General features: G+C 61.8%; 18 protein-coding genes and 1 tRNA gene. 9 read left to right on the top strand and 10 right to left on the bottom strand.

Going from position 1 to position 22,817, the window contains the following annotated elements:
- Nucleotides 1–507 precede the first annotated feature (507 nt).
- Nucleotides 508–583: transfer RNA gene (locus DC522_RS26560), tRNA-Ile, on the bottom strand.
- A 209-nt stretch (nt 584–792) separates the two neighbouring features.
- Here DC522_RS26560 and DC522_RS26555 point away from each other — a divergent pair.
- A complete protein-coding gene (locus DC522_RS26555) occupies nt 793–1,779 on the top strand; it encodes a glutathione S-transferase family protein (RefSeq protein WP_116531576.1) in 987 nt (328 codons plus the stop codon).
- On the opposite strand, the gene DC522_RS26550 is transcribed toward DC522_RS26555, so the two are convergent.
- Complete coding sequence (locus tag DC522_RS26550; RefSeq protein ID WP_116531578.1) at nt 1,767–2,987, bottom strand: adenylate/guanylate cyclase domain-containing protein; 1,221 nt, start codon at nt 2,985–2,987, stop codon at nt 1,767–1,769. The two genes, DC522_RS26555 and DC522_RS26550, sit on opposite strands and share 13 nt — an antisense overlap.
- A gap of 131 nt (nt 2,988–3,118) precedes the next feature.
- On the opposite strand from DC522_RS26550, the gene DC522_RS26545 reads away from it, so the two are divergent.
- Nucleotides 3,119–3,739 carry a TIGR02466 family protein gene (locus DC522_RS26545; RefSeq protein ID WP_116531575.1) on the top strand — a complete coding sequence of 207 codons (621 nt, stop codon included), beginning with the start codon at nt 3,119–3,121 and terminating at the stop codon, nt 3,737–3,739.
- Nucleotides 3,740–3,920: 181 nt separating this feature from the next.
- Here DC522_RS26545 and DC522_RS26540 read toward each other — a convergent pair whose 3' ends face one another.
- On the bottom strand, nt 3,921–4,580 hold the full coding sequence (locus DC522_RS26540) for a Fe2+-dependent dioxygenase (protein ID WP_116531574.1): 660 nt from the start codon (nt 4,578–4,580) through the stop codon (nt 3,921–3,923).
- 122 nt (nt 4,581–4,702) lie between these two features.
- On the opposite strand from DC522_RS26540, the gene DC522_RS26535 reads away from it, so the two are divergent.
- The 3 genes from DC522_RS26535 to DC522_RS26525 all read left to right on the top strand — a co-directional run bounded on the left by DC522_RS26535 (nt 4,703) and on the right by DC522_RS26525 (nt 8,060).
- Entirely contained in the window at nt 4,703–5,569 is an 867-nt protein-coding gene (locus DC522_RS26535; protein ID WP_116531573.1) for a hypothetical protein, read from the top strand.
- Nucleotides 5,570–5,573: 4 nt separating this feature from the next.
- Nucleotides 5,574–6,908, top strand: coding sequence for a cytochrome c peroxidase (locus DC522_RS26530; protein ID WP_116531572.1), 1,335 nt, complete (start codon nt 5,574–5,576; stop codon nt 6,906–6,908).
- A 63-nt stretch (nt 6,909–6,971) separates the two neighbouring features.
- Nucleotides 6,972–8,060 carry a bifunctional transcriptional activator/DNA repair enzyme AdaA gene (locus DC522_RS26525; RefSeq protein WP_116531571.1) on the top strand — a complete coding sequence of 363 codons (1,089 nt, stop codon included), beginning with the start codon at nt 6,972–6,974 and terminating at the stop codon, nt 8,058–8,060.
- A 16-nt stretch (nt 8,061–8,076) separates the two neighbouring features.
- On the opposite strand, the gene DC522_RS26520 is transcribed toward DC522_RS26525, so the two are convergent.
- Both DC522_RS26520 and DC522_RS26515 read right to left on the bottom strand, forming a co-directional pair.
- Nucleotides 8,077–9,297: an MFS transporter gene (locus DC522_RS26520; protein ID WP_116531570.1), complete on the bottom strand. Its 1,221-nt coding sequence runs from the start codon at nt 9,295–9,297 to the stop codon at nt 8,077–8,079.
- A gap of 132 nt (nt 9,298–9,429) precedes the next feature.
- Complete coding sequence (locus DC522_RS26515; RefSeq protein WP_116531569.1) at nt 9,430–9,909, bottom strand: YkgJ family cysteine cluster protein; 480 nt, start codon at nt 9,907–9,909, stop codon at nt 9,430–9,432.
- A 284-nt stretch (nt 9,910–10,193) separates the two neighbouring features.
- Here DC522_RS26515 and DC522_RS37110 point away from each other — a divergent pair, with 284 nt between their 5' ends.
- Nucleotides 10,194–11,360, top strand: coding sequence for a CAP domain-containing protein (locus DC522_RS37110; RefSeq protein WP_116531568.1), 1,167 nt, complete (start codon nt 10,194–10,196; stop codon nt 11,358–11,360).
- 54 nt (nt 11,361–11,414) lie between these two features.
- Here the strand turns inward: DC522_RS37110 and DC522_RS26505 are convergent, their stop codons facing one another.
- Nucleotides 11,415–12,689: a dicarboxylate/amino acid:cation symporter gene (locus DC522_RS26505; protein ID WP_116531567.1), complete on the bottom strand. Its 1,275-nt coding sequence runs from the start codon at nt 12,687–12,689 to the stop codon at nt 11,415–11,417.
- A 204-nt stretch (nt 12,690–12,893) separates the two neighbouring features.
- Between DC522_RS26505 and DC522_RS26500 the strand changes: the two genes are divergently transcribed.
- Nucleotides 12,894–14,042, top strand: coding sequence for a serine hydrolase (locus DC522_RS26500; RefSeq protein ID WP_245444556.1), 1,149 nt, complete (start codon nt 12,894–12,896; stop codon nt 14,040–14,042).
- A gap of 106 nt (nt 14,043–14,148) precedes the next feature.
- Here the strand turns inward: DC522_RS26500 and DC522_RS26495 are convergent, their stop codons facing one another.
- Entirely contained in the window at nt 14,149–14,871 is a 723-nt protein-coding gene (locus tag DC522_RS26495) for an LrgB family protein (RefSeq protein ID WP_116531566.1), read from the bottom strand.
- Nucleotides 14,868–15,275 (bottom strand): CidA/LrgA family protein, encoded by a 408-nt coding sequence (locus DC522_RS26490; protein WP_116531565.1) that lies wholly within the window; start codon nt 15,273–15,275, stop codon nt 14,868–14,870. Before DC522_RS26490 ends, DC522_RS26495 begins: the two co-directional genes overlap by 4 nt.
- A gap of 195 nt (nt 15,276–15,470) precedes the next feature.
- Between DC522_RS26490 and DC522_RS26485 the strand changes: the two genes are divergently transcribed.
- Nucleotides 15,471–16,730 carry an MgtC/SapB family protein gene (locus DC522_RS26485; protein WP_116531564.1) on the top strand — a complete coding sequence of 420 codons (1,260 nt, stop codon included), beginning with the start codon at nt 15,471–15,473 and terminating at the stop codon, nt 16,728–16,730.
- A gap of 109 nt (nt 16,731–16,839) precedes the next feature.
- On the opposite strand, the gene rpoD is transcribed toward DC522_RS26485, so the two are convergent.
- Both rpoD and dnaG read right to left on the bottom strand, forming a co-directional pair.
- Nucleotides 16,840–18,834, bottom strand: a complete 1,995-nt coding sequence (gene rpoD, locus DC522_RS26480) for an RNA polymerase sigma factor RpoD (protein WP_116531563.1) — start codon at nt 18,832–18,834, stop codon at nt 16,840–16,842.
- 278 nt (nt 18,835–19,112) lie between these two features.
- Nucleotides 19,113–21,011, bottom strand: a complete 1,899-nt coding sequence (gene dnaG, locus DC522_RS26475; RefSeq protein ID WP_116531562.1) for a DNA primase — start codon at nt 21,009–21,011, stop codon at nt 19,113–19,115.
- A 357-nt stretch (nt 21,012–21,368) separates the two neighbouring features.
- On the opposite strand from dnaG, the gene DC522_RS26470 reads away from it, so the two are divergent.
- Nucleotides 21,369–22,106 carry a Crp/Fnr family transcriptional regulator gene (locus DC522_RS26470; protein ID WP_116531561.1) on the top strand — a complete coding sequence of 246 codons (738 nt, stop codon included), beginning with the start codon at nt 21,369–21,371 and terminating at the stop codon, nt 22,104–22,106.
- Nucleotides 22,107–22,817 lie beyond the last annotated feature (711 nt).

Raw genomic sequence — 22,817 nt, 5'->3', positions numbered from 1 at the left:
GAACCGGCCCAGCGGAGCGGCATCATGCCTCGAGCAAAGCTCGATCCGCTGCTCACATGACATCCGGGCTCAACCGGAACTTTGTCTTTGGCGTCATGCCCGGCTTCTAGGAGAAAGCCTATCAAAGTGCATGTAGGGCGACGAAATCAACGATTGAAACTTCGACACCGAACACCTTACATGTACGACAAATGAGTACGCGCTGGAAACGTACCCTAGCCGTTTTTGGCTCATTCGCTGTCATTGTGGTTAATGAGGCGCAAGGCACAGAACTGAACCAATGATTGCCGCGGTTCCTCAATCAGCACGGAGACAGCCGGCCCTTCAGCATATCGTGCCACTCACCGGGAGCGCGCACCTTTATTGCCTTCCCATCATGGGACTTGATCAGAGCTAGGTGGACGAACGCGCCTCTCCGGAATGCGATCGTTGCCGCAAAACCAACGCCCCTTCCGGACAGGAACTGGAAAAGAGGCCTATTTTCCTCTACACACCAAGACTTGAGGATGGTGGGCCCGGCAGGACTCGAACCTGCAACCAGACCGTTATGAGCGGCCGGCTCTAACCATTGAGCTACAGGCCCTTCCAAGGAAGGTAAGGAAATCATCTAACCGAGGGAAGGCCGTTCGTCACCCCCCTGTTTAGCCGAAGACGCCCTCGCCTGCCCTTCAAGACGCCCTTCACGCCGTCGTGTGCAGCGGAACAGGGCTTCCCGCCCTATACCCTCGGCGAACCCTCAGGCCGCCCTCCCGTTGACGGAGGGGCATCATCGGACATCGAAGGAGTCACGCGGTGGGATTGCTTGTGGATGGGGTCTGGCAGGACCGGTGGTATGACACCAAGAGCACCGGCGGGCGCTTCGTGCGAAGCTCCGCCCCCTTCCGGAGCTGGGTCACGGCGGACGGTTCGCCGGGTCCCACGGGTGAAGGCGGCTTCAAGGCTGACGCCAGACGCTATCATCTTTATGTGTCGCTCGCCTGCCCCTGGGCGCATCGCACTCTCATCATGCGCAGGCTCAAAGGTCTGGAGGAGATGATCAGCCTCTCCGTCGTGCATTGGCGCATGCTGGAGCACGGCTGGACGTTTGAGGAGGGACCGGGCGTCATTCCTGACCCGCTCCATGGGGCGCAATATCTGTACCAGGTCTACACGGCAGCAGAGCCGACCTATACCGGCCGCGTGACGGTGCCCGTGCTTTGGGACAAGGAAAAGGGCAGCATCGTCAGCAACGAATCCGCCGAGATCATCCGCATGTTCAATTCCGCGTTCGACGGGATCGGCGCGCAGCCCGGCGATTATTACCCGGAGCACCTGCGCGACGAGATCGATGCGTTGAACGCACGTATCTACGACAATGTGAACAATGGCGTGTACAAGGCGGGCTTCGCCACCACGCAGCACGCTTATGAGGAAGCGATCCATCCGCTGTTCGAAACGTTGGATGTTCTCGACGAGCGGCTTGCCTTGCAGCGCTATCTTTGCGGCGACAGGCTCACCGAAGCCGACATTCGATTGTTCACGACGCTCGTGCGCTTCGATCCCGTTTACGTGGGACACTTCAAATGCAATCTGCGCCGGATCGGGGACTATCCGAACCTTTCAGGATATTTGCGTGATCTCTATCAAATCGCCGGCATCGCCGAGACGGTGAACATGCAGCACATCAAGGGCCATTATTACGAGAGCCATCGCACCATCAACCCGACAGGCATCGTGCCCCTCGGGCCCATTCTTGATCTGGACGCGCCGCACGGACGCGACCGATTTCAAGGTTTGTAGACTTCGATTTCTTCGTCAAAGCCTTCGACGGCGTGCGCCCCGAGTGGGTGAGGATTGCCCCACAGATGCTCAACGAAAGGCTTCGACATGAGCAACGGCTCGCCGAGGCGCTTGTTGAGGTCAGCGATGCGGCTTGCGAGATTCACGTCTCGCCCGATCACCGTGAAATCGAGCCGCTGACCGGAGCCCACATTGCCATAGGCTGCATCACCGTGATGCAGGGCAAATCCCACATTGACCCGCACCGGAAAGCGCCCTTCGTTGTTTGCAGCCTCGATGCGCCGCAGCGCCTTGGTGGCCGCGGTCAGAGCCGATTGCGCAGCGCCGCCGGTGTCGTCGCCACGATCACGCATGATGGCGAGCAATCCATCGCCCAGGTACTTCAGCACCTCGCCGCCTTCATCCTCGATGGGAGGAACAAGGCAGTCGAAGTAATTGTTCAGGAGATCCACAGCGCTCTCGGGGCTGAGCGTTGACGAGATGCGGGTGTATTCGCGCATATCGGCGAACAAGATCGCGGAGCGGATGCGCGTCACCTGCCCGCGCTGAATGGCGCCCGAGAGAATGGCCTTGTGCGGATCGTCCCCCACATAGATACGCAGCACCTCGTCAAGCCGGTTGCTGGTGGCACGCAGTTCCGTGACAAGCGCGAAGGACGGCATGACGAGACGCAGGATCATGAGGTCCTGTTGACTGAATCCCTGAGGCGAACGCGTCGCCAGGGAAATCGCGTTCTCGGCACCGTTCGTGAAGCGGATGGGGATGACGAGATAATGGCGGTAACCCGCCTCCTTCAGTTCCGGAATGATCGGGAAGAGATCGTCAGGCGTATCTGCGAGATCGAGAAAAAGCCATTCGCCGGTGCGGTTCACATGGGCGAAGGGGCTCGTCTGATAGATCGCCTCGCGCCGGTCGCCATGCGGAAGATAGCGCACGACGGTCCCCTCCTCCCGGGTCCAGAAACGCCCGATCCCGGCATATTCCGAGTGCAGCGCCTCGATGGCCGAGACCGCCCGGTCGATAGGCACGCCAAGATCGATGAGCCGATGCAGGAACCCGTTCAGAACCTCGTTGGCATCCTCCATCCGGGCCGCCGTGGTCACGAGCCAATCCCGCAGAGCGATGACCTGCGGCAGGATTTCCGCGTCCAGGCTGCGGGCCAGGGACAACAGATCGTTCGGAATGGCTGCCAGAGGTGAGGATGACATCATAGGGCCAAGGTGTGTTGTCTCCATCCTTCCTTCAAGGCATGGGGAGGCGCGACTTGAGAAAAGATGCTATGCGCCTCAAAAGCGCAATCATTTTGACAGAGCGCCCATCGACGTCATAGAGCCGGACCATGCCAACAATCGACACGCTTTTCGTCACCAAGATCTATCGGGCCGAATTGACCGGGGTGAAGGCCGAGCGCCGCAACGCGGAGCTTGAGGCCGCCTGTCTCTCCATCGCCGAGGACGACGAGGCCGGGCAGCGCTGGTGCGCCAAGAACGGCTATCCGGGCTACACGTCCTATGCCTCGCTCAATGACCTGCCCTGGCGGGTGCCGGTGTTCGGGGATCTCCTGAAGGAGATCGACAGGCACGTGGCGGCTTTTGCCAAGGCGCTGGAATACGACCTTCAGGGTCGCAAGCTCGTGATGGACAGCCTGTGGATCAACATCCTGCCGCCCGGCGGCATCCACACCTCGCACATCCACCCGCACTCGGTGATCAGCGGCACCTATTACGTGACGATCCCCGAGGGTGCGAGCGCGCTCAAGCTCGAGGACCCGCGCCTCGGCTTCATGATGGCCGCCCCGCCGCGCAAGGCGAAGGCGAAGCCTGAGAACCGGCAGTTTGCTTATATGAAGCCTGCCCCCGGGACGGTGCTGCTCTGGGAAAGCTGGCTGCGCCATGAAGTGCCGCTGAACGAAGCGGACAGCGAGCGCATCAGCGTGAGCTTCAACTACGCCTGGCAGTAGGACTTAAGGGTCCGAGCAAGACCGATTTCACCCCGCACTCATTATATCCTGACCCGCTTCGTCATGGCCGGGCTTGTTCCGGCCATCCCGATCCGAAAACGCGGCACTTCACGCAATCGGGATCACCGGCACAAGGCCGGTGATGACGAATGGAGGTTTTCTCGATAAGGCAGCATGCCCCTCACACCTCCGCCCACATCCGGAACAGGTTGGCGCTGCTCTTTGCGAGCAGGTCGAATTCCGGCGTCTTGCCGTGTTGCGCAAAGAGATTGCGTCGCGCATTCTCGAGATCGAAGAGCAGCTCCCGCTTCGCGCTGTCGCGCACATAGCTCTGTGCCCAGCCGACCGCGACGAGACGCTCGCCGCGCGTGACGGGCGCGACCCGATGCAGCGTCGTGGAATCGTAAGCCACGAGGTGGCCTGCCGGGAGCTTGATCTCCTCCTCGCCCGAGACGGATTCGATGACGAGTTCGCCGCCGTCGTAAGATTCGGGATCGGCGAGGAAGAGCGTGAAGGACACGTCCGTGCGCACGCCGTTCATCAGCGGATTGTCCACATGGGAGCCGTATTGCTTGCCTTCCGCATAGCGGCTGAAGAGCAGCGGCGTCAGCGCCTTGGGCCGCGCAGCGAGATTGAACACTTCGTTCGCCTGAATGGCATTCGTCACCCGCTCGCGCAGGAGCGTGAGGGCCGCCCCTTCGCGTGCCTGCTCGTTGTCCTTCACGAGCTTGGCGCTCCATCCCGCCGTCGCGCGCCCGTCCTCGAAGCGCATGGAGCCGAGCATTGTGCGGATCTCTTCGATCTCGTTCGGGGGCAGGATATCCGCAATGGTGATGAGCATGGATTTGAGCCTTCAGACTTGCCTTCCGCCCTCATAGGATGTAGCTAAGTAATTGTAAATACTGGCAGTTTTTAGCCTTTCTAAACTATCAGCCGGTAGCCTTGACCTGCCGGAAGGGGATCATGATGAAAAAGAAGATTTGGGCGGGCCTGAGCACCGCCGTTCTGGTTGCGGCTCCGGTTGCCTCGCAGGCGGCCAATGTAGCGGCCTATCCTCAGGCTGCCGCCGAGACCAAGGCGGACCAGAAGCTGCTGCAGCTCGCCCAGGCGCATCAGGGCCATGGCCCACCGGCCAAGCCTGCCGCATCGATGGGCGGCGAAGGAGATGAAGGCGGCACTTCCGGCGAGAATCTGGCCCCTCAGCTCCATCTCTATCGCGGCATCGAGATGATCCGCGGCCACCTGCTCGTCGGCAACGAGCTGATCGAAGCCGGCCGCTGGGCCGACGCCCTGCCCCATTTCCTGCACCCGGAAGAGGAGATCTATGCCGGCCTGCGCGAGGACCTGAAGACCTTCAACGTCGCCCCCTTCCAGGCGGCCCTGAAGTCGCTCTCGCAGACCGTGAAGGCGAAGAATAAGGACGCCTACACCCGCGCCCGTGCAGCACTGGACGAACGCCTCGCCGCTGCCGAGACCGCCGTGCGCGCGAAGCAAACGAACGGCACGTACTTCACACTGGAGACGGTGCTCGAAGTGCTGCAGCAGGCCGCCGACGAATATGGCGAGGCCATCGAGAAGAACCGCATCGCCAACGTGGTGGAATACCAGGATGCGCGCGGCTTCGTGTTCGAGGCGGATCGCCTCGTCGGCACGGTGATGCAGGACGCTTCCACGAAGAATGCCGATGCAGCGAAGGCGCTCAAGGCCAGCCTGGACGAGCTGAAGGCCGTGTTCCCGGCCGTGACGCCGCCGAAGCAGCCGGTCAAGGATGCAGGCGACTTCCTGAGCACCATCGCCAAGTTCGAACTGCAGCTCGGAAACTTCCGCTGACATCATGACGCGCGAAAGCCTGATCCATCTGAGGCGGGTTTTGCCCGTTCTGATGATCGCCATGCTCGCCGGGGGTGCAGCGGAGAAATCCTCCGTTCCCGATTTCGAGCATTGGCGCAAGGCCTTCGCGCGTCCCGACCACACGCCTGAGCCTGCCGACAATCCCACAACACCTGAAAAGGTGAAGCTGGGCGCGGCTTTGTTCGAAGACACGCGCTTGTCGGGCCCAGGCAACGTGTCGTGCTCCAGCTGCCATCAGGCGGATTTGTCGTTCTCCGACGGGGTCGATCGTCACACGGGTCTCGACGGCAAGCCTCTCGACCGGCGCACGCCCCCGCTCTGGAACATGGCCTGGGGTCTCTCCTGGTTCTGGGATGGCCGCGCCGGAAGCATCGAGGCACAGGCTGCAGGCCCCATCGAGAACAAGCGCGAGATGGCGGGCGATCTCGAGAGCGCGATCAAGACGCTCGCCGCCGATCCGCTGATGCAGAAATCTTTCGCGGCAGCCTTCCCTGAAGACCCTTCCGTCACGCGCGTCAATCTCACGAAAGCACTCGCCGCTTTTGAGCGCACGCTCGTCTCACCCGAAACGCGCTTCGATCAATGGGTGAAGGGCGATGACAAAGCTCTTGATGCAGATGAGGTTGCAGGCCTCTCGCTCTTCGTCGGTAAGGCGGGTTGCGTCGGCTGCCATCAGGGCTGGCGCTTCACGGATGAAGCCTTTCACGACATCGGGCTGACGAGCGACGACAAGGGACGCGGGCCGATCCTCGGCGTGAGCGCGGCGGATCACGCCTTCAAGACGCCGAGCCTGCGTGAGCGTGTATGGACCGCGCCCTACATGCATGATGGCTCGCTCGCGACCCTCGAAGATGTGGTGGATCATTATGCGAAAGGCATCGCGAAGCGCCCGACCCTCTCCGCCGATCTGCCGCAACCTATCGAGTTGTCCGGGAAGGAGCGCGCACAACTCGTCGCTTTCCTGAACACGCTGTCCAGCAACGATCCGCCGCGTCCTGCGAGCCTGCCGCCCAAGACGATCGCCTGGGGTGCGCCGGTGCAGGCTGTTTCGACCACCACGGTGAGCCAGAAGGACCGGCGTTTCTCGCCGGGCGCCATCATGCTCAAAGTGGGTGAAGCACTGCGCATCCTCAACGACGACACGCGGACGCATAATGTACACGTCGACAGCGCCAATATGAGCTTCAACTCGGATGGACAGAACCCAGGCGATACGGTGACTCTCGGCTTCGACCAGCCGGGCCATTACGACATCATCTGCGGCATCCACCCGGAGATGCGCCTGCGCGTGGATGTGGCCACAGATACCGCTCGCTAACTTCTAAAAATCAACGCCTCTTTTCCGGCGGCATGGGTTCGCGATCTGCGGTAAAAGAACGCCATGCTCCGTGATGACGATACTCTCTATGCCGCCCTGGTCGCCCGTGATCCTTCTTATGAAGGGTTCGCCTGTGTGGGCGTGAAGACCACCGGCATCTTCTGCCGCCTCACCTGCCCGGCCCGCAAGCCGAAGCGCAGTAATGTGGTGTTCTTCGGAAGCTGCGAGTCAGCTCAAGAGGCAGGCTTCCGCCCCTGCCTGCGCTGCAGGCCCCTCGATCGGCAGCGGCCCACGAGTGGCGCAGTCGAAACCTTACGCGAAAAAATCAAAGCCGAGCCCGGGCGGAGATGGAGCACCGAGGATCTCAAAAACCTCGGGTATGATCCCTCCACGGTCCGCCGCGCCTTTCAGCGCGAATACGGTGTGACCTTCACCCAATATGCGCGGTCCCACCGCCTGGGGCTTGCCGTCAATCGATTGCAGCAGGGAGGCTCCGTGATGGATGCGCAGCTGGATGCCGGATACGAATCCGGAAGTGGTTTCCGGGACGCAGTCACCAGACTGATCGGAGATGCGCCGGCTCGAGCCACAGGGCGGACTATTCTGACGGCTCAATGGCTCGACACACCTATTGGCGCCATGTTGGCCATCGTGGACGATACGGGTGTGCAACTGCTCGAATTCGCCGACCGCACGGCGCTCCCGACCGAGATCAACCGGCTGCGAACGCGCGTCGGCCCGATCTGCTTCGGAAACAGCCCTGTGCTTGAAGAACTGGCGCGTCAGGTCGAGACGTATTTTTCCGGCCGGTCGCTCACTTTCGACATACCGGTCGTGCAGCGGGGGAGCTCCTTCGAGGCGACGGTGTGGGAGGCCTTACGGCAAATCCCTCTCGGCAGCACGCGCAGCTATGGCGAGATCGCCTGCTCCATCGGACGCCCCGAAGCGCCGCGCGCCGTCGCGCGGGCCAACGGAGCCAATCAGGTGGCCATCATCGTCCCCTGCCATCGCGTGATCGGCGCTGATGGATCACTGACCGGCTATGGCGGAAAGCTCTGGCGCAAGAAGTGGCTGCTCGAGCATGAGCGGCGCATGGCCGGACAGGCCATGCGCCATTCACAAAACTCGGCGCAAACGCAGCTCGCTCTGTAGAGAGCGCCTTGAATGCTTACGCCCGTGCCTTCTCGATCTTCGGCAGGAAATAGGTGAGAAGGCCGATGGCCGGCAGGAATGACACGATCTTGTAGACCGTCTCGATGCTCGTCATGTCGGCGAGCTGGCCCAGCACTGCAGCGCCCAAGCCGCCCATGCCGAAGGAGAGACCGAAGAACAGGCCCGCAATGGTGCCGACGCGCCCGGGCACCAGCTCCGTCGCATAGACGAGGATGGCCGAGAAGGCGGAAGCCAGCACGAGGCCGATGATCACGCTGAGCACCGTCGTCCAGAACAGGCTGGCGTAAGGCAGCATCAGCGTGAACGGCAGCACACCGAGGATCGAGATCCAGATCACGTAGCGCCGCCCGATCCTGTCGCCGATGGGCCCGCCGATCACCGTGCCGGCGGCGACGGCTCCGAGGAACACGAAGAGATAGATCTGCGCCTCCTGCACCGACACCTGGAACTTGGAGATGAGATAGAAGGTGAAGTAGCTGGAGATGCTGGCAGTGTAAAAATTCTTCGAGAACACGAGCAGCATCAGGATCGCGATCGATACGCCGATGCGCTTCTTCGACAGGGTCGAGGACGTCGCGGCAGCGCGCGGCTTGGCCTTGAGATCCGCGAGCTTGGCCCGATACCAGCGCCCCACATTGAACAGGATGATCATGGCGAGCAGCGCCACGGCGGAGAACCAGGCGATGCTTGACTGTCCGAACGGCACGACGATGAAGGCCGCAAGCAGCGGCCCGAGGGCGGAGCCTGCATTGCCGCCCACCTGGAACACGGACTGTGCAAGACCATGCCGCCCGCCGGAGGCCATGCGGGCGACGCGGGAGGATTCCGGATGGAAGACGGAGGAGCCCATGCCCACCAGCGCCGCACCGACAAGCAGAAGCGGATAGGAACCCGCCTGCGAGAGCGTGAGCAGGCCGCCGAGCGTGAAGCCCATGCCTAAGACCAGGGAGAAGGGCTGCGGCTTCTTGTCGGTATAGGTGCCGACCAGGGGCTGCAGCAGGGAGGCGGTGAGCTGGAAGGTGAGCGTCAACAGGCCGATCTGGCCGAAATCGAGATGGAAGTTCGCCTTGAGGATCGGATAGATCGCCGGCAGCAGGGATTGGATCAGGTCGTTCAGGAGGTGAGAGACGCTGATTGCCGCAAGGATCGGGACGGCGACACGCTCAACGGACACACGAGCGGGAGCGGCGGCAAAGGCGGGCGATTTGGTATCCATGGCGTTCTTGGGTTATCAGGGCCAAGCTCCGCCCGGCCTGCTTATGGCGTTTCCAAGCCGACTATATACGAGATTGTTCCTTCAAAGCTCATCTGATCCTGCAAGGCAGGGTTGTTGTCCCCGCATCAGGCCTCAGTCTTTATCCTTCTCGTCCCATTCATAGATCCGCTCGGGCCCGTCCGCATATTGTTCAATTTCCTCCTCGACCTCGTGGAAGGTAATCTTGACCAGGGGAATGACGCTCTCGTCGCCCTGCGTGCTCCGCTCGAAGCGCAGCACATCGTAATAGACGCAGCGCGAGCGGCCCGGATAGGAGCGGCAGACTGCGGGGCGCCCATGATAGATCGAGCAGCCACGAGTCTTCTGGTCGAGAAACATGCAGGTGCGCTCGAAGATTTTGTCCTTCACCCGCTTGAGCACGCGCTCGCCCTCGAAATCCACGGTGTAGCGTTCTCGGGCCTCCTCGAAGGACACCCCGAAATGCTTTGCCAGCCGCGTGATATCGCGCTTCGTGACCACCACGCGCTCGTAGATCGAGCAGCAGAAAGCCGGGCACTTGTTGCAGTCGAAATGGACGCGGGGCTGATCGTCCTTGATCACGCGCTCGGACATGGCGGCTCCTGCGATGTACCAGGCCTTGGGATCGATGAGTGACCGTATCTATAGGAGCCTTCTGGTGAATCCAGCACCTTTCACATCATCCACGTCATCAATCATCACCACTCCTGCGGCAAAGCCCAAATGGCGTGCAGATTGACCATACCGCCAAGATTGAGAGCGGTTCGAGAAGAAAATAAGCCGCCACAAGTTCTTCCAAATTCAACCTTAGGCAATGCTCCGATGAAGGGAGCGCGGATGAACCGGCCCCGAAAAGATAAACATAAGGGGCATTCTTCATGTCACAGGCCACGGCTTACGAGCAGCTCATGCTCGAACTGGTGAATGCGGCGCGGGCCAGGGTCGGCGCTCAGCCTCTCGCCTTCAACGGGTACCTGAACAGCTCCGCCGATTCCCACACCGACTGGATGATCGCGACCGACACGTTCTCCCATACGGGCGTGAACGGCTCGGCTCCGACGACGCGCATGAAGAGCGCGGGCTACGTCTTCAGCGGCTCCTGGGCATCGGCTGAAAACATCGCGTGGGCGAGCACCCGTTCTCCTGCGGGGTACCAGGACGAGGTCCAGCTCCTGCACGCCAACCTCATGAACAGCGCAGGCCACAAGGCCAACATCCTCAACGGCTCATTCCGCGAGATCGGGATCGGCTTCAACACCGGCGCTTATCAAGGTTGGGACGCAGCCTTCGTCACCCAGAACTTCGCGCGCTCCGGCTCGAAGATCTTCCTCACCGGCGTCACCATGGACGACAAGGATGGCGACCGCTTCTACGACATCGGCGAAGCCCTGGGCGGCGTGACGATCACCGCCGTGAGCTCCACGGGGGCGCGTTACACCACCACGTCGCAGAGTGTCGGCGGCTACAGCCTGGCTCTGACGGCGGGCACCTACAAGGTCACGTTCTCCGGGGGCGGCATCGTCTCGACCACGAAGCAGCTGACCGTCGGCACCAGCAACGTGAAGCTCGATCTCATCGACCCTGCCTTGGTGAAGATGATCAGTGGCACATCAAGCGCAAACACTCTCATCGGCACGACCGGCACCGATCTCATCAAGGGTTACGCGGGAGCCGACAAGCTCTATGGCCGGGCTGGCAACGACACGCTCTACGGCGACAGCGAGAACGATGTGCTCTACGGTGAAAGCGGCAGGGACACCCTCAGCGGCGGTGCCGGCAACGACATCCTCAGCGGCGGTGCCGAGGGAGATGTCTTCCGCTTCCAGGGACAATGGGGCACGGACAAGATCACCGCTTTCGAGGATGGCCTGGATCGCATAGACCTGCGCGGCAATTCGCTCGGCTTCAGCGCCCTTTCCATCACGCAGGGCAACGCGGACAGCGACGGTCTCGCGGATGATGTGTTCATCAAAGCAAATGGGCAGACGATCATGCTTGTGAACACACAGAAGGCCCTCATCAGCACTTCGGATTTCTTGTTCTGACGCATGAAAAAGGCGGGCCTGGAGCCCGCCTTCTTCGTTGAAGGGACTCAACCTTTACTCGGCAGCCACGAGCACCTGCTCTCCTTGAGCTGCAGGCACGCCGACCGTGCCGTCATAAACGGCCTGATCGAGAATGCGCTCTTCCTTCGCCACGATCACAGGCACAAGGATCTGGCCGGTGACATTGGTCATGGTGCGCATCATGTCGACCACGCGGTCGATGGCGACGATGTAGCCGATACCTTCGAGAGGCAGTCCTGCTGTGCTCAAGGTCAGCGTGAGCATCACGATGGATGTGCCGGGGACGCCTGCCGTGCCGAGCGAGCCGAGAACAGCGGTCAAGCCGATGAGCACATATTGCGTCAGCGACAGATCGAGGCCGAAATACTGGGCAATGAAGATCGAGGCGATGGCGGGATAGATCGCACCGCAGCCGTCCATCTTCACATTAGCACCCAGAGGCACGGCAAAGCTCGCGTAGCTCTGCGGCACACCCAGTTTCTCCACGGCAACGCGCAGGCTCATCGGCAGCGTGGCCAGGCTCGACGAGGTTGCGAATGCCATCTGCTGTGCAGGCAACGCACCCTTGAAGAAACGGCCGACCTTGAGACCATGCAGCTTCAGCAGGCCTCCATAGACCACGACGATGTGGAACAGGCAGGCGAGATACATGGCTGCGATGAACTTGGCCAAGGGCAGCAGCGAGGAGATGCCGTACTTGCCGACGACCCAGGCAATCAGACCGAACGTGCCGATCGGCGTGAGCTGCAGGACCCAGCGCGTGATGCGAAAGACCAGCATCGCGCCCTGATCGACTACGTTGCGAATGGCGGCCGTCTTGTCTCCAAGCGACACGAGAGCCGCACCGACGATTCCTGAGAAGAAGAGGACCTGGAGCACATTCGTGTCGGCCATGGCCTTGATCGGGTTGGTCGGAACGATGCCGATCAGCACCTCGAGCGGCGTCGGGATCGTGCGCGGCTTCACCTCGCCGAGCGGCAGGTTCGACAAGCCGACGCCCGGATCGATGAGATGGCCGAACGCAATACCCACGACAACCGCAATGGCCGAGGTCGCGATGAACCAGAAGAGCGTACGCAGGCCCAGGCGCGCCACATTGCCCGCTTCCGCGAGCTTCGCGACGCTGGAGGTGATGGTGAAGAACACGAGCGGGATCACGATCATCCGCACGAGGTTCAGGTAGATATCGCCCAGCGGCTTGAACCAGACGGCCGCCTGCTCTCCCGCCAGGATGCCGGCCAGGATACCAAGGGCAAAGCCCACAGCGACCCTTTGCCAAAGGGGTCGCCTAAACCACGAACTAATCATGTAGATAATGTCCTATTTACGAGTTTGAAGCGCAAATAGTCGATGGCCCCACAAAGCACAATTGTCGCAGGTGCAGGGCCGTCGTGGCGTGATTGCATGGGCGCAGCGCAGGGTGGCCCTCACAATGATGTGTGGCAGGCAGCTATGCCGGAACGCTTCCCCATACTCCATCTTATTCGCGGGCATGGATGCACATGATCTCGCATGACACCTTCTCTGTTCCTCTTCCCTCTCAGATTGTCCCTGATCCTGACTCTCCTGATGGCGCAGACCCTCTGCGCTTCGGCGCAACCTTTTCCCCCATCTCAATCGCGAGCACCGGAGGCGCAGCTTCTGAATGAGAGCATCGAGCGCGCCAGGAGCCTCGAAAACCTTCGCTCTTTGATCGTTTCTCAAGAGGGGCGGATCGTGGTCGAGAAAGCCTTCAAGGGCTCCAGCCTAGAGCGGCCGACCAACATCAAATCCGCGTCCAAGACCGTTCTGTCTGCTCTCGTAGGCATCGCCATCGAGCGTGGCGTTCTCAAAGGCGTCGACCAGCCCGTTGCGGAGATCCTGGATCGGAGCATTCCGCAGAATGCCGATGAACGCGTGAGGCAGATCACGATCGGCCATCTCCTGTCCATGCGGGCAGGACTGGAGCGAACCTCCGGACGCAATTACGGCTCATGGGTCAGCAGCAGCAACTGGGTGCGCCATGCGCTGACCCGTCCCTTCGTGGATCAGCCTGGCGGGCGCATGCTCTATTCGACAGGCAGCACGCATCTGCTTTCAGCCGCACTGACCCGAGCGTCGAAACGCAGCACTCTGGAGTTGGCTCGCGGGTGGTTGGGTGAGCCTCTCGGGATCAAGGTGCCGCCATGGACCCGCGATCCGCAAGGCATCTATCTTGGCGGCAACGAGATGGCTTTGTCGCCCCGTGCCCTTCTGCGCTTTGGGGAAATGTACCGCCAGGGAGGCACCATCGACGGAAAACGCGTTCTGCCGCAAAGCTGGGTGAGGGAATCGTGGGAGCCTCGCACCGCATCGGTCTACACGGGCGACAGCTACGGCTATGGCTGGTTCATGCGCGAGATGCGCGGCCACAGGGTCTACTACGCCTGGGGCTTTGGCGGGCAGATGATCTATGTCGCACCGGGCCTCGGGATGACAGTGGTCATGACATCGGACCCGACGGAGCCTTCACGCGAGGATAATTATGTCGGCGAGCTTCACGCGCTCGTAGCAGATCACATCATCCCCGCGCTCGAAGGAAAACAGGAGCCGCAGGGCACCGGCAGCACGGCTCCTAAAGCATCGGACCCAAAAGTGGATCTGCACTTTTGGGACCCATCCGATGCTCCCTTTCTTGAATAGCGCATCGTTGATGGCGGAAAACCGGGTCCACTTTTCGCTGACGCGGACCTCCGGTTCCGCACGATGCGCTAACGGGCACCCGCCTGCCGATGCACCAATCCCGTGATCAACCGATCAGCCATCTCAATACGATCGGCAGCAGCAGGGCCGTGACGAGCGCGTTCAGGCCCATGGCGATGCCGGCGAAGGTGCCGGCCAGCGAATGCACCTGAAAGGCCCTGGCCGTTCCGATGCCGTGCGAGGCCAGGCCCACGGCAAAGCCGCGGGCGCGCCAATCCTTCATGCGCAGCGCATTCATGAGCGGCGTCACCATGACGGAGCCGATGACGCCCGTGAGCATGATGAGAATGGCGGTGAGGGCCGGATCGCCGCCAAGCGTTTCCGTGATGCCCATGCCCACGGGCGCGGTGACGGATTTCGGCGCCAGCGAGATGAGAATGGATGTCGGCATGTCGAAGAATTGTGCGGCAACGACAGCGGACACGATGGCCGTGACGGAGCCCACGATCAGTGCCGCCACCATGGGCACGATGGCCCGCAGCACGACGCAACGGTTCTCATAGAGCGGGATAGCAAGCGCGACGGTGGCGGGGCCGAGCAGGAAGTGCACGAATTTCGCGCCCTCGAAATAGACCGGATACGATGTCCCGGTGACCCAGAGCACGAGCGCAACGGTTACGACGGAGATCAGAACCGGATTGCACAATGGATGTCGCCCGAAGGCTTGTGAGATCCGGTCGGCAATTACGTAAGCGCCCAGCGTCACGACGAGCCAGAGCAGCGGCGTCTGGGAAAGATAAACCCAGAGGGAGAAGGCCTGATCGCTCATGGCTTCTCCCCTGCCCTGGCTTCATCAGCCGCTTCCATGGACGATCCGCTCACGCGCGACACGACGACGAAGGTGACGACCGTCACGACGAGAGTGATGAAGGTCGAGACGACCAACGCCACCACGAGCCCGACACCATGGGCCGCCAGCACATCGAGCCGCTGCACAACGCCGACACTCGCGGGAATGAACAGGAGCGAGAGATGCGCGAGCAGCCCCTTGCCGGTGGAATCGAGGGCTCTCCCGAACTCCGGCAGCGTTTTCCTGATCCGATCCCGCAGACTCAGCACAGCGAGCAGGACCAGCATTCCGAGAACAGGCCCGGGAACCGGCCAGCCCAGACCTCTGGCAATTACCTCGCCGAGAAGCTGGCATAGAAGAATAACGGTGAGACTCACGATCATGGACAGCCCTTGGTGACGGCGCGCGGATACATGTTGTCGCTTATACCGCTTGTGGCGGAGCTTGGCAGATCATTATCAGGCGGCTTGCATGGGAACTGTTTCCCTGAGCTTGGCCATGCTACTTAAGCAAGGAAAGAGCGGGTCCGCGAGGCAGCGATCCCGTGTCTTCACGGCTTGCCGAAAGCTGATCGGGCTATGGACGACACGTCTCTTCTTCTGCGCTTGGGTGTAGCGCTTGCCATTGGACTTCTCGTTGGCCTCGAACGCGGATGGAAACGGCGCGAGGAGGCAGAGGGAGAGCGCACGGCGGGCTTGCGCACCTATACGCTGGTTGCGCTGCTCGGTGCGTTGTCGGCGATTCTGGCGGGCTATACGAGCCCTGTGTTCCTAGGAATGTCGTTCCTTGGCTTCGCGCTCGCTTTCGGAGCTTTCGCTTGGCTCGAAGCCAAGACAGAGCAGAACTTCAGTGTCACAGGCGTCGTTGCTGCTCTCATCACTTTCTCTCTCGGCGCATATACGGTGTTGGGCGACCTGCAGGTGGCAATTGCGGCCGGCGTCATCGTCACGCTTATCCTTGCTCTCAAGCAGCCGCTTCACACATGGCTCAGGCGGCTGACATGGCTGGAGATCCGCTCCGTCCTCATCCTGCTCGCGATGACATTTCTCGCGCTGCCGCTTCTTCCGGACAGAACGGTTGATCCATGGGACGCTATCAATCCCTCCGAGATCTGGCTGCTGGCCATCATCATCGCCGCCATCTCGTTTGCCGGTTACGTGGCCATTCGCGTTATGGGGAGCCAGGCAGGCGTGGCTCTCGCAGCACTCGCGGGCGGCCTTGCCTCATCGACGGCCACGACCGTGACACTCGCGCGCATGGCGCGTGACCATCCGGCGGCAAGCCCGCTGCTTTCCGCCGGCATTCTTCTCTCCGGCTTCGTCATGATCGCACGCGTCCTGATCGTGGCGAGCGCCTTGAACCATGCTCTCCTTCTTCCGCTCGCCTGGCCCCTGGGCGCAGCGGGCCTTGTTCTGCTGGCTGTGTCAGGCCTGCTTTTCCTCACCCACGGCAAAGGAAGCGAGGAACGTCCCCAGCTCAGCATCAAGAACCCCTTCGACCTCGGCACGGCTCTGTATTTCGCAGCGCTCATCGCGATCATCAGCCTGCTCGCGAAGGTGGTCAGCACTCTCATGGGCGATGCGGGCCTCACCGTACTCGCCGCTCTCTCGGGCATCGCGGATGTGGATGCCATCACGCTCTCGCTCGCGCGTCTGTCATCTGACGGCATCACAGTCACGACCGCAGCACTCGGCATCGGCATTGCCGTTGCCGTCAATACGCTTGTGAAAGCGGGCATGACTTTCAGTCTGGGAACGAGAAAAGCCGGGTGGATCGTCTCCGGTACGAGCCTTGCCGCCATCGCAGCCGGTGGAGTGGCTTTTGCCTTCTTCGCTTGAGCGCCACTCAGCAGAAGCGCGACACTGTTCCCTCCCCCTTGTGGGAAGGGAAGAAACACCGCGTCTCGCAACAAAAAAGCGGACCTGAAGCCCGCCTTTTCCAGTTCGCTCAGTTGTCGAGGAAGCTCCGGAGCTTGCGGCTCCGCGAGGGATGCTTGAGCTTGCGCAGCGCCTTTGCCTCGATCTGACGGATACGCTCGCGGGTCACCGAGAACTGCTGGCCGACCTCTTCGAGGGTGTGGTCGGTGTTCATGCCGATGCCGAAGCGCATGCGCAGCACGCGCTCTTCGCGCGGCGTGAGCGAGGCGAGAACACGCGTGGTGGTCTCGCGCAGGTTCGACTGGATCGCAGCATCGATGGGCAGGATCGCGTTCTTGTCCTCGATGAAATCGCCGAGGTGTGAATCCTCCTCGTCGCCGATCGGCGTCTCGAGCGAGATCGGCTCCTTGGCGATCTTCAGCACCTTGCGCACCTTCTCCAGCGGCATGGCGAGCTTCTCGGCGAGCTCCTCCGGAGTAGGTTCCCGGCCGATCTCGTGCAGCATCTGGCGCGACGTGCGGACGATCTTGTTGATCGTCTCGATCATGTGCACCGGGATACGGATCGTGCGCGCCTGGTCGGCGATGGAGCGGGTGATCGCCTGACGAATCCACCACGTGGCGTAGGTCGAGAACTTGTAGCCGCGACGGTACTCGAACTTATCGACCGCCTTCATGAGGCCGATATTGCCCTCCTGGATCAGGTCCAGGAACTGAAGGCCGCGGTTCGTGTACTTCTTGGCGATGGAGATCACGAGACGCAGGTTGGCCTCGATCATCTCCTTCTTCGCCTGGCGTGCCTCGCGCTCGCCCTTCTGCACCATCATGACGATGCGGCGGAATTCCTGGATCTCCAGGCCCGTCTCGCTCGCCAGATTGTGGATCTGCTCGCGCAGATCGTGGATCTGGTCCTTCGCCTTGGCGACGAAGTCCTTCCAGCCCTTGCCGCCGAGCTTGGAGACGCGCAGCACCCACTTGGGATCGAGCTCCCAGCCCTGGTAGTGCCTGAGGAACTCCTCGCGCGCGACGCCATGGCTCTCGGCCAGACGCATCAGGCGGCCCTCATGCGAGATGAGGCGCTTGTTGATGTCATAGAGTTGCTCGACGAGCGCTTCGATGCGGTTGTTGTTGAGCGACAGCGACTTCACGGCAGCGACGATGTCGGCTTTCAGCTCGCGATACTTGCGCTCCTGGGCCGGCGTCAGCTGCTTGTTCTGCATGCGCTGCTCCACATGCTCGACCTGCAGGCGGCGCAGCTTCTTGTAGTTGTCGGCGATGGAGTCGAAGGTCTCGAGAACGCGCGGCTTCAGCTCGGCTTCCATGGCCGAGAGCGACACGTTGTTCTCCATGTCCTCGTCGTCCATCTCGCCCTCGGGCGGGGCGATGCCCTCCTCGGTTTCGGCGGCCTCGTCCTCGCTCTCGTCGGAAAGCGCATCCACCTTGGGCGCACCCTTGCCGTCGGGGCCGGCGTAGGTGGCTTCGAGATCGATGATGTCGCGCAAGAGCACCCGGCCTTCGACGAGTTCGTCGCGCCAGATAATGATGGCCTGGAAGGTCAGCGGGCTTTCGCAGAGGCCCGCGATCATCGCCTCGCGGCCAGCCTCGATGCGCTTTGCGATCGCGATTTCGCCCTCGCGGGAGAGAAGCTCCACGGAGCCCATCTCGCGCAGGTACATTCGCACCGGATCGTCCGTGCGGTCGGTCGGCTCCTTGGTCGTGGTCTCGCGGACCGCGACGGCGCGGGTCTGCGATGCCTCGACGAGATCGCCGCCCTCGGCCTCGTCCTCCTCGGCCTCGGCCTGAGCGCCCTCTTCCGTCTCTTCCGATTCGACGACGTTGATGCCCATCTCCGAGAGTTGGCCGAGCACGTCCTCGATCTGCTCCGAGGAGAACTCCTCCGGAGGCAGAACCTCGTTCAGCTCATCATACGTGACATACCCGCGCTTCTTGGCGAGCTTGATCATCCGTTTAACGGCGGCATCGCTCAGGTCGAGCAGAGGCCCGTCGCTCGTTTGCTCCGGAGCTGTCGTCTCGCCTTCGTCCCGTTCGGTTGCCTTCGTTGCCATGCTTCGCTCTACTCCGGCGCCCCGTCAGTCCCCCCAGCGAGACTTTCGATGCGCGAATGGGCAGCAAGGCCTGCAGGCCCGGCCACCCGGAAATCCTCATCCATAAAACAGCAAGTCAATTGACTAACCGTTAACCATCTCCCGCCCGAATTGGGCCGCACCCTGCTCTGAGCATCGGACCCAAAAGTGGACACCACTTTTTGGGGTCAATCCGATACTCCTTTTCAACAACGTATCGTTCGGCGCGGAAAACCAGATCCGCTTTTCCGCACGATGCGCTAGAAACCGGCTCCCCCAGCGGACCCGCTCTTGTCCAAGTCGGCCTCGGCACCCTCGACGGAGGACAGTTGGTTTTGGACCTCTCGCAGCCAGGCGAGATTGGCCTCGTTGTCCTCTTCGCCGAGCGCGCGCTCGGCGGCCCGAAGTTCGCTATGTAACGTGCGCGCACGGCGATGCAAGGTGATGGCTTGCCTCAATGCGTCTTCAAGCCGCAAGGGATCCGCATGCGGATCGAGCATCCAGCGGTCGCCAGGACGGACCAGAGCGTTGAGCCTGTCCGCCGCCTGGGTCAGTCCGGCACGCTCCAGGCGGGCCTGCATCACGTTCAGACCGGCTGGGTCGCCGCTGGCGGCGCTATCCAGCAGGAGACTGCGCATCATTTGGGCGGAGCGTCCCTCAAGTTCAAGATCTGCAAGGGTTTCTGCGTGATTTTGCAGGAGCTCCGGATGCACCAGGAAGGTGCAGAGGATCATCGCCTCCCGGGGGCTTTCCGCCGTTCCGCCGGTGAAAAGGGGGCTGCGCGCCAAGAGCGGCGAGACGCTCAAACGGGCGCTTGGCGTGGTCGGAGCAGGTCCGCGGAAGTCGCGCCGCCCTCCCCCGCCTTGGCGATTGAACCGCCCCGCCCGGGGGGCGGGATTCAATGCCGCAAGGCGGCTTTCGACCTCCTCCCGGTAGTATTTCTTCAGGGTCTCGTCGCGAATCAGTGCCAGTGATTCGCGAAGTCGCCGCTCCAGGGCCGCCCGGCGCTCCGGGGTATCGAGCGGGCCGATCTCGGTTTCCCGGGCCCAAAGAATGTCCACCAGCGGCCTCGCCGACGCCAGAACCCGTTCGATGGCGGCCCGCCCGCCGGAACGGGCAAGATCGTCCGGATCCTGCCCCTCGGGCAGGATGGCAAACCGCAGGGACTTGCCGGCGGAAAGGTTCGGCAGGGCCGTCTCGAGGGCACGATAGGCGGCGCGCTGGCCCGCCTTGTCGCCGTCGAAGCACAGGATCGGCTCCTCGGAGAGACGCCAGAGAAGCGTGAGCTGATCCTCCGTCAGCGCGGTCCCAAGAGGCGCGACTGCATTGGGGAAGCCCGCGACGCTCAACGAAATCACGTCCACATAGCCCTCGACGGCGATCACCGTACCCCGGTCATGCGCGGGCTGGCGGGCAAGATGGTAGTTGTAGAGAAGCCGGCCCTTGTTGAAGAGCGGCGTGTCCGGAGAGTTCAGGTACTTCGCCGGCGCATCCGCGCTCATGGCGCGCCCGCCGAAGGCGATCACACGGCCCCGCACGTCGCAGATCGGGAACATCACCCGGTCGCGGAAGCGGTCATACGGCACCTTCACGTCCTCGCCCATGATCAGGAGGCCTGCCTCCGCCATCATCTCGACGGGGATGCCCTTGGAGGCGAGATGATCGCGAAGCGCAAAGCGCTCCGGCGGCGCATAGCCGATGCGAAAACGCTTCTGCGTCTCCGGGCTCAAGGACCGGCCTGCCAGATAGTCGCGGGCCTTCAGGCCGTAGCGACCCTGGAGGGAAGCCTCGAAGAACTCCGTCGCCATTTCCATGACGTCGTAGAGCGTCTTGCGCTTTACCTCCTCCGCCCGGTCCTCAGGGCTAAGCTTGGGCAGGGACACCCCGGCCTCCGCCGCCAGCCGCTCCACGGCCTCGGGGAACGAGAGCCCCTCCGTCTCCATGACGAAGGTGAAGATGTCGCCGTGCTTGCCGGAGGAGAAGCAGTGGTAGAACTGCTTCTGGTCGTTCACGTAGAAGGACGGCGTCTTCTCCGCGTTGAAGGGCGACAGCCCCTTCCACTCCCGCCCCGCCTTCTTCAAGCGCACGCGCTTGCCCACGACAGCCGAAACCGGCAGCCGGGCGCGGATCTCTTCGAGGATTTGGGGCGGGTAGCGCAAGTTAAGCGGACTCCAAACCTGCTCCATAAACTAGGGCGGCCAAGCTGGAGACAGAAAGAGAACAGCCAAGCTTTTCTGTGCCCGCAATCCACAGGCAATCTTTCGTGGCCTAGAGCATCGTGCGGAACCGAAGGTCCGCGTCAGCGAAAAGTGGATCCGGTTTTCCGCACGATGCTCTCATTCAAGGAGAAAGCATCGGACCCAAAAGTGCAGATCCACTTTTCACGTCCGAGGCTGTAGGGGGAACCAAGCCTCGGCCCCAATGTTCTCCGGGCAGAGCACCCGAGGCGCCGCATCACGAGAGCAATGTCCGCGTCCATGCTTCTCATTTCGGGGCACGAGCCGAGGTGATCGACCGTGATCAACCATCGAGAAAACTGGCTGCTTTCAGCCCTGGAGCCCGACGACTTCGCTCTCGTCGAACCTCATCTGGAGGGCGTTGAGCTGGCCTCCGGGCAAGTCCTGTACGAGACCGGCGCCACCATCGATCGCGCCTATTTTCCTCATGATGCGATGGTCTCGCTGGTGACCATCATGAAGGATGGCGGCACCGTCGAGATGGCGGTCTTCGGACGGGAGGGCGTTGTTGGCTTTGCCAGCGCCTTGACCACGCGAGTGGCCCTGGGCCGCTATCTGGTGCAGCTCCCCGGAGCCGCCTCGCGAGCGCCGATCGAGAAGCTCGTGGAAGTCTTCGACTCCCGACCGAGCCTGCGTTTCCTGTTCTTCCGCTACATCGAAGGATTGCTGGCCCAGACCTTCCAGATCACGGCCTGCAACGCGGTTCATGGCGTCGAAGCGCGCTGCTGTCGCTGGCTTTTGACGGCTCATGATCGGGTCGCGCGAGACGAGCTGCCGCTGACACATGAATTCCTGGCCGAGATGCTCGGGGTTCAGCGCCCCACCGTGAGCATTATTCTGCGCACTCTCCAGACGGCAGGGCTCATCACCCAGCGCCGCGGCATCATCGTCATCGCCGATCGCGAGGGGCTCGAGGAAGCAGCCTGCGAGTGCTATGGAAATATTCGGGAGAGATTCAGCGAACTCGGGTTTCACTTTCCAAAAGGAGGCGGACCCGGTCCCCCCACAACAGCCTAGATAAAAGCCAAGCTTTCGGCCTATCCTATAGTAGTAGACCTCCTACTCCCTTTGGCCGGACAGAACTGTCATCACGCCGACAGACACCGTGATCTACAGGCTTTATCGCATCGTTCAACACAGCAGAGGATGCGTATGTCTGTTTTCGAGATCGACACATCGCGTACGGCGCTGGAGGAAACACACTCTCAGGCTCCGGCGCTTAAAATCATTTATCAATCGCTTCTCACAACGCTCACGAACTTGGACTTCGCGTATGAGCGCGAGCGGGAGCAGTTGAACTCATCCTCCATGAAGCCAAAGGAGCGTACGCGAGCCCTGGGGTTACTGCGCGAGAACCACCGCGAGCGGCGGGCTCCCTACCTCCGGCAACTCGCTATCCTTCAGGAGCGCTTACATCGCTGAGCCATTGATCTTCGAGAACCGGTCTCCCGTGTTTGCCCCCCGGGATCATGACCGGAACTCAGGCGCCCTTTCCGGGCGCCTCTTTTTGTCGGCAAACAGCCTTCCTTGACGGAGTGCAACGGCACTCCGGTGTCCACGATACTCGATCTCCGCTACACAGCCGCGTTGCGCTTGGCGCGCCTGTCCGCCTTCAAGAAGCTGTACGCGAGGAGCCGTCCGGTTTCTCTCCGAGGCTGTGTGGAAACAGGCTGATTTGGTAGACTTGCTCTCCGACGTGGGAGGCCAAGATGACGCGCTTCATCGAGG

The sequence above is a fragment of the Microvirga sp. KLBC 81 genome, assembly GCF_003075415.1.
Classification (GTDB): Bacteria; Pseudomonadota; Alphaproteobacteria; order Rhizobiales; family Beijerinckiaceae; genus Microvirga.
This window is presented reverse-complemented; position numbering and strand designations above follow the sequence as displayed.

What these genes read in the sequence shown, in the direction of transcription:
- DC522_RS26550 (WP_116531578.1), bottom strand. Translation starts at nt 2,987, where the DNA reads ATGTCATCCTCACCTCTGGCAGCCATTCCGAACGATCTGTTGTCCCTG.
- DC522_RS26545 (WP_116531575.1), top strand. Translation starts at nt 3,119, where the DNA reads ATGCCAACAATCGACACGCTTTTCGTCACCAAGATCTATCGGGCCGAA.
- DC522_RS26540 (WP_116531574.1), bottom strand. Translation starts at nt 4,580, where the DNA reads ATGCTCATCACCATTGCGGATATCCTGCCCCCGAACGAGATCGAAGAG.
- DC522_RS26535 (WP_116531573.1), top strand. Translation starts at nt 4,703, where the DNA reads ATGATGAAAAAGAAGATTTGGGCGGGCCTGAGCACCGCCGTTCTGGTT.
- DC522_RS26530 (WP_116531572.1), top strand. Translation starts at nt 5,574, where the DNA reads ATGACGCGCGAAAGCCTGATCCATCTGAGGCGGGTTTTGCCCGTTCTG.
- DC522_RS26525 (WP_116531571.1), top strand. Translation starts at nt 6,972, where the DNA reads ATGCTCCGTGATGACGATACTCTCTATGCCGCCCTGGTCGCCCGTGAT.
- DC522_RS26520 (WP_116531570.1), bottom strand. Translation starts at nt 9,297, where the DNA reads ATGGATACCAAATCGCCCGCCTTTGCCGCCGCTCCCGCTCGTGTGTCC.
- DC522_RS26515 (WP_116531569.1), bottom strand. Translation starts at nt 9,909, where the DNA reads ATGTCCGAGCGCGTGATCAAGGACGATCAGCCCCGCGTCCATTTCGAC.
- DC522_RS37110 (WP_116531568.1), top strand. Translation starts at nt 10,194, where the DNA reads ATGTCACAGGCCACGGCTTACGAGCAGCTCATGCTCGAACTGGTGAAT.
- DC522_RS26505 (WP_116531567.1), bottom strand. Translation starts at nt 12,689, where the DNA reads ATGATTAGTTCGTGGTTTAGGCGACCCCTTTGGCAAAGGGTCGCTGTG.
- DC522_RS26500 (WP_245444556.1), top strand. Translation starts at nt 12,894, where the DNA reads ATGACACCTTCTCTGTTCCTCTTCCCTCTCAGATTGTCCCTGATCCTG.
- DC522_RS26495 (WP_116531566.1), bottom strand. Translation starts at nt 14,871, where the DNA reads ATGAGCGATCAGGCCTTCTCCCTCTGGGTTTATCTTTCCCAGACGCCG.
- DC522_RS26490 (WP_116531565.1), bottom strand. Translation starts at nt 15,275, where the DNA reads ATGATCGTGAGTCTCACCGTTATTCTTCTATGCCAGCTTCTCGGCGAG.
- DC522_RS26485 (WP_116531564.1), top strand. Translation starts at nt 15,471, where the DNA reads ATGGACGACACGTCTCTTCTTCTGCGCTTGGGTGTAGCGCTTGCCATT.
- rpoD (WP_116531563.1), bottom strand. Translation starts at nt 18,834, where the DNA reads ATGGCAACGAAGGCAACCGAACGGGACGAAGGCGAGACGACAGCTCCG.